The 5,541-nt window shown below is 69.0% G+C and carries 5 protein-coding genes; 2 read left to right on the top strand and 3 right to left on the bottom strand.

The window, feature by feature from the left end; genetic code table 11:
- Positions 1 to 234, bottom strand: a 234-nt coding sequence (locus WBA11_RS17435; protein ID WP_424521914.1) for a DUF4331 family protein, incomplete at its 3' end; no start/stop codon positions are given.
- 183 nt (positions 235 to 417) lie between these two features.
- On the opposite strand from WBA11_RS17435, the gene WBA11_RS17430 reads away from it, so the two are divergent.
- On the top strand, positions 418 to 2,469 hold the full coding sequence (locus tag WBA11_RS17430; protein WP_424521913.1) for an ATP-binding protein: 2,052 nt from the start codon (positions 418 to 420) through the stop codon (positions 2,467 to 2,469).
- A 63-nt stretch (positions 2,470 to 2,532) separates the two neighbouring features.
- Here the strand turns inward: WBA11_RS17430 and fabF are convergent, their stop codons facing one another.
- Together fabF and WBA11_RS17420 are read right to left on the bottom strand one after the other, a co-directional pair.
- On the bottom strand, positions 2,533 to 3,801 hold the full coding sequence (fabF, locus tag WBA11_RS17425; RefSeq protein ID WP_424521912.1) for a beta-ketoacyl-ACP synthase II: 1,269 nt from the start codon (positions 3,799 to 3,801) through the stop codon (positions 2,533 to 2,535).
- Positions 3,802 to 3,882: 81 nt separating this feature from the next.
- Positions 3,883 to 4,125 carry an acyl carrier protein gene (locus WBA11_RS17420; protein WP_424521911.1) on the bottom strand — a complete coding sequence of 81 codons (243 nt, stop codon included), beginning with the start codon at positions 4,123 to 4,125 and terminating at the stop codon, positions 3,883 to 3,885.
- A gap of 265 nt (positions 4,126 to 4,390) precedes the next feature.
- Here WBA11_RS17420 and metK point away from each other — a divergent pair.
- Positions 4,391 to 5,541, top strand: a 1,151-nt coding sequence (gene metK / locus WBA11_RS17415; RefSeq protein ID WP_424521910.1) for a methionine adenosyltransferase, incomplete at its 3' end; no start/stop codon positions are given.

Here is a 5,541-nt window from a genome sequence, read left to right as displayed (position 1 = left end):
CTCGTAGCGGATGTCCTCGCCGAAGTGGTTGTAGTTCGGGCCGCCGTCCGGGTGCGAGAGCGGGATGTAGTTGGCGATGATCGTTACCGTCTCCGCGCCCGGCGTGCGGTAGGCGTAGACATCGGTGGTGTCCGCCAGCGGGTCGTCCGCGATCAGCGGAGCCTCGCGGTGGCTGGACGCATCCGAGAACGGCGGGGCCAGGAGCCCAGCGGTCAGGATGGAGCCGGCGGTCACAGCACCGACGAGAAGAGTTCGAAACGGGGTCATTGAGCGGTAGAAGGTGAGAGGGCAGGCAGAGATGTACGTAAGGAACAGCCTGTGTCTCCTGAGCGGAAGGTCAGACAGTGCTCAATCTGTGCTCACATGCGTAAGATGTCCGTAGGCCGAAGTCTTACAACGACATAGGAAAACCCCTACATGCCCTCTGTACATACGAGTCTCGGCGATCGCATCGCGGCCGCCCGCCATGCCCGATTCGTCGGGCGCGAGGTCGAACTGGGCCAGTTCGCGGCCGCCCTCGAGGCGCCATCGCTCCCGTTCCACTTGGCGCACGTCTACGGACCGGGGGGGATCGGCAAGACGACGCTTCTGGACGAGGTCGCCCGCCTCGCCCTCGAGGCCGGCGCCCATGTGGGGCGTCTCGACGGACGCGACCTCGAGGCCCGTCCCGCCGCATTCGAGGCCGCCGCCGAAGCAGCCCTCGGCTCGCCTACCGGTCGCCGCGTCCTGCTCGTAGACACCTACGAACGGATCGACGCCCTCGACGGGTGGCTCCGTCGCTCGTTCTTGCCCGCCCTCGAGGACGGAGACCTCATCGTGATCGCGGGCCGCAACCGCCCGTCTGCCGAGTGGCGCTCGTGGGCCGGCGAAGCCGTCGTGGTCCCGCTTCGGAACCTGACCGCCCTCGAGGCCGCGACCTACCTCGACGCGCAAGGCATCCCGGACCACGCGCACGACCACGTGCTCGGGTTCACGCACGGACACCCGCTGGCCTTGACGTTGGTGGCCGAGCACGTCCGGCAGTCCGGCGGCGTGGCGTTCGACCCGACGTCTGCGCCGGACTTGCTCGCGGACCTGCTCTCTCGCTTCGCGTCCGCGGCCCCCTCGGCCGGACACCGCGTCGCCCTCGAGGCCGCGTCCGTGGTGCCGTCCTTGACGGTCCCCCTTCTCGACGAGTTGTGGTCGTCATCTGAGCCGGATGGTCCTTCCACAGACGACGTGTTCGCCTGGCTGCGGGGCCTGGGCTTCGTGGAGTCCGGCGCCAACGGAGTCCGACTGCACGACGTGGTCCGCGAAACCGTCGAGGCCGATTTCCGCTGGCGAGACCCGGAGCGCTACGCCCAGGTCCACGCTCGCGCCCGCCGTGCCTACGCTCGGCGACTGCGGCAGGCGACCATGGAAGCCGCTCGCCGCCGTGCGCTCTCCGACTACGTCGACCTGTACCGCCACCACGCGCTGGTCCGGCCGCTCCTGACGCGGCTGCAGAGCGCCTGGGCCGACGCCGACCTCGAAGGATCGGGGCCGCTCCGCGATGGCGACATCGACGTCCTCGAGGCCGGGATCGCGCAGCATCAGTCCGCCCTCGAGGCCGAGCGGGTGGCGGGCTGGATGCGACGGCACCCCCAGGGCGTCGAGGTCTTTCGTACGACCGCCGGCGACCCGGCCGGCTTCCTGCTCACGCTCGACCTCGGCGCCCTCGAGGGCGAGAGTCTCTCTGCCGACCCCGTGGCCGCAGCTGCGTGGGACGGTGGCGTAAGCGTGCGGCCCGGCGAGCGGACGTTGCTGTTCCGGTCATGGCTCGACCTCGAGGCCGGGCAGGGCGTCTCGGCCGTCCAGAGCCTGGTCTTCGAGCGTACCGTCGAGCGCTACTTGTCGACGCCGTCGCTGGCGACCTCGGTCCTGATGACGACGGAGCCGGACCTGTGGAGCATGGTCTTGGCGTTCGTCGGCATCACGCGCTGGGAGAGCGCCGAGATGGAGGACGGCCCGGCGGCGTTCGGGAAGGACTGGCGCGCGACGCCACCCGACGCCTGGCTTGAGGCGCTCGCCGCTCAGGCCCCGTCCGATCCCGTCCTGCCGGTGGTGCCCGCGACAGTGGTCGTCCTCAGCCAAGACGCTTTCGCTGCCGCCGCCCTCGCGGCGCTCAAGACGTACGCTCGTCCGCACCGCCTGGTCGACAACCCGCTCACTCGGTCTCGCATGGTGCGCGAGGCACTCGCCGAGTCGTCCAGCGATGACGCCGTCGGCGTGCTGCGAAACCTCGTCCTCGAGGCCGCGCGGCAGCTCGAGGCCGGCCCTCGCGAGCGGGGCTACTTCCGCGTCCTCGAGGCGACGTACCTGGAGCCGGCACCGACGCAGGCGGTCGCGTCCGAAAACCTGGATATCCCGTTTAGCACGTACCGCCGGCACCTCAAGCGCGGCGTGGACCACGTCGTCGGGGCGCTGTGGCGTCTGGAGACCGGAGCGTAGCGTCCTCGAGGTCGTTCGTCCATGGCTCGTTGGCTGCGTCGCCGGCGGCTCTCGAGGACGGACCTACTCGTCCTCGACCTGGCGGAACACGACGCACGTGTTGTGGCCGCCGAACCCGAACGCGTTCGACAACGCCACCTTGACGTCGCGGTCTTGGGGCTCGTTGAACGTGTAGTTCAGGTCGCAGTCCGGGTCCGGCGTCTCGAAATTGATCGTCGGCGGGACGCGGTTGTGCTTGATGGCCAGGATTGAGGCCACGGCCTCGACGGCACCGGCCGCACCGAGCAGGTGACCCGTCATCGACTTGGTCGAGGACAGGTTCATGTTGTAGGCGTGGTCGCCGAAGGCCGCCTTGATCGCCTTCGTCTCCGCGACGTCGCCCAGCGGCGTCGAGGTGCCGTGCATGTTGAGGTAGTCGACGTCCTCCGGCTCCAACCCGGCCGTCTTGAGCGCTTGCCGCATCGCGAGCCGCGCGCCCAGGCCCTCGGGGTGAGGAGCCGAGATGTGGTACGCGTCGTCGCTCATCCCGACGCCCGCGACCTCGGCGTAGATCGTCGCGCCGCGTTCGCGCGCCGACTCCAGACTCTCCAAGACGAGCGCGCCCGCCCCTTCGCCCATCACGAACCCGTCGCGGTTGGCGTCGAACGGCCGGCTCGCGGTCTGCGGGTCGTCGTTGCGCGTTGAGAGCGCCTTCATGTTGCCGAAGCCGGCCAGCCCGATCTGGGTGATCGAGGCGTCCGTGCCTCCGGCCACCATCGTCTCGGCCAAGCCTAGGCGGATCAACATCCAGGCGTCGCCGATGGCGTTGTTGCTCGTCGCGCACGCCGAGACGGTCGCGTAGTTCGGACCTCGAAACTGGTGCCGCGTCGCGATCAGGCCGGGCGCTTGGTCGATCACCATCATCGGGACGAAAAACGGCGAGATCCGCCGCGGCCCGTGGTGCGCGAACGTCACGACCTGGTCCTGGAACAGCTTCATCCCGCCGATCCCGCTCCCGAACACGACGCCGGTCGAGTTCTGCTCGTCCTCCGTCATCGAGGACGAGTCGATGCCCGCGTCTTGGAGGGCCTCGTCGGCCGCGGCGATGGCGTAGTGGGCGAAGGGGTCCATCCGCCGCGCGTCCTTTTTGTCGACGACGGTCGCCGCGTCGAAGTCCTTGACCTCGGCGGCGAAGTGCGTCGGGTACTCGCTCGCGTCGAACTTGGTGATCGGCCCGGCGCCGCTCTCGCCCGCCATCATGGCGTCCCAGAACTCGGGGACGGTCTCGCCGATGGGCGTGAGCGCACCGAGGCCAGTGACGACGACGCGGCGGTCTAGGGACGGCTGGGGCATGGGCCTGTACGACGGCCGGCGGCGCACGTGAGCACGCCGCCGGCAACCTGTTGGGGACGGGGCCGAGACCCCAAAGCGGCGTTACGCCTTCTTCGAGTCGACGTAGTCGACGGCGTCGCCGACGGTGCCGATCTGCTCGGCGTCCTCGTCGGGGATCGTCATGTCGAACTCCTTCTCGAACTCCATGATGAGCTCGACGGTGTCGAGCGAGTCCGCACCGAGGTCGTTGGTGAACGACGCCTCGCGGACGACGTCGGAGGGGTCCACGCCGAGCTTCTCGACGATGATCTCTTGGATGCGTTGTTCGGTGTTCTCGGCGGCCATGTAAAGGGTGGGCTGGCAGGAGGGCAGAGGGGGGCTCGCAAAAACGCGAGCGGCCGGTCAAGCTACGCCCGGCGCCCGAAACGGGCAATCCGAGGACAACACGACCGACGCGTCTCTTACGCTCCCGCCCTGGTGCGGATTCGACTTCCTACGGCGGTTCCGACCGCGAGGATGCGCCCGCTCCTCTGAGGACGTTCGCGGGTGGCCCCGACCTCGAGGGCGCTCCTACCTTCCGGGCCCTTCGCACCGACGATCCGTTTCCCGCATGGCCACCCTCTTTACATCCGAGTCCGTCTCGGAGGGACACCCCGACAAGGTCTCCGACCAGATCTCCGACGCCCTCCTGGACGCCTTCCTCGAGGGCGATCCCTCCAGCCGGTGCGCCATCGAGACGCTGTGCACGACGGGGCTCGTCGTCGTCTCCGGCGAGGTGACGAGCAACACCTACGTCGATGTGCAGGAGGTCGTGCGCACGACCATCGAAGAGATCGGCTACACCGACCCTCTGTTGCAGTTCGACGCCCGCAGCTGTGGCGTCCTGGTCTCCATCCACGAGCAGTCCGCCGACATCGCCCAGGGCGTCGACGACAACCAGGGCCTCCACCAAGAACAGGGCGCCGGCGACCAGGGCATGATGTTCGGCTACGCCACGCGTGAGGACGAGGAGACGCTCATGCCGCTGGCGCTGATGCTGTCGCACCGGTTGGTCCAGCGGTTGGCCGAGGTCCGCAAGGCCGGCGAGGTCATGACGTACCTCCGGCCCGACGCCAAGAGCCAGGTCACGCTCGAGTACGGCGACGACGACCGGACCGTCAAGCGCGTCCACACCGTCGTGATCTCGACCCAGCACGACGACCTGGGCGACGACGACGATGCCGCCCTCGAGCAAATCAAGGCCGACGTCCGCGAGCACGTCCTGCCCGCTGTTCTCCCGAGCGAGTTGGTCGACGACGACCTGATCCTGCACGTCAACCCGACCGGCGTGTTCGTCATCGGCGGTCCTCACGGCGACACCGGGCTGACCGGCCGCAAGATCATCGTGGACACCTACGGCGGGAAGGGCGCCCACGGTGGCGGCGCGTTCAGCGGCAAGGACCCAAGCAAGGTCGACCGCAGCGCGGCCTACGCCACGCGCCACGTGGCCAAGAACCTGGTCGCCGCCGGGCTCGCTGACGAGGCGTTGGTCCAGGTCGCCTACGCCATCGGCGTCGCGGACCCGGTCTCGATCCGTGTCGAGACCAACGGGACCGCCCGCGACGGGCTCACCGACGCCCGCCTGTCCGAGATCGTGACCGAGGCCGTCGATCTGCGGCCGGCCGCGATCATCGAGCGGTTCGGGCTCATCGAGGCCGAGGCCGGCAAGCGCCCGACGTACCGCAACACGGCGGCCTACGGCCACTTCGGCCGCGACGAGTT

The sequence above is a fragment of the Rubrivirga sp. genome (genome assembly GCF_049648075.1).
Lineage (GTDB): Bacteria > Bacteroidota > Rhodothermia > Rhodothermales > Rubricoccaceae > Rubrivirga.
This window is presented reverse-complemented; position numbering and strand designations above follow the sequence as displayed.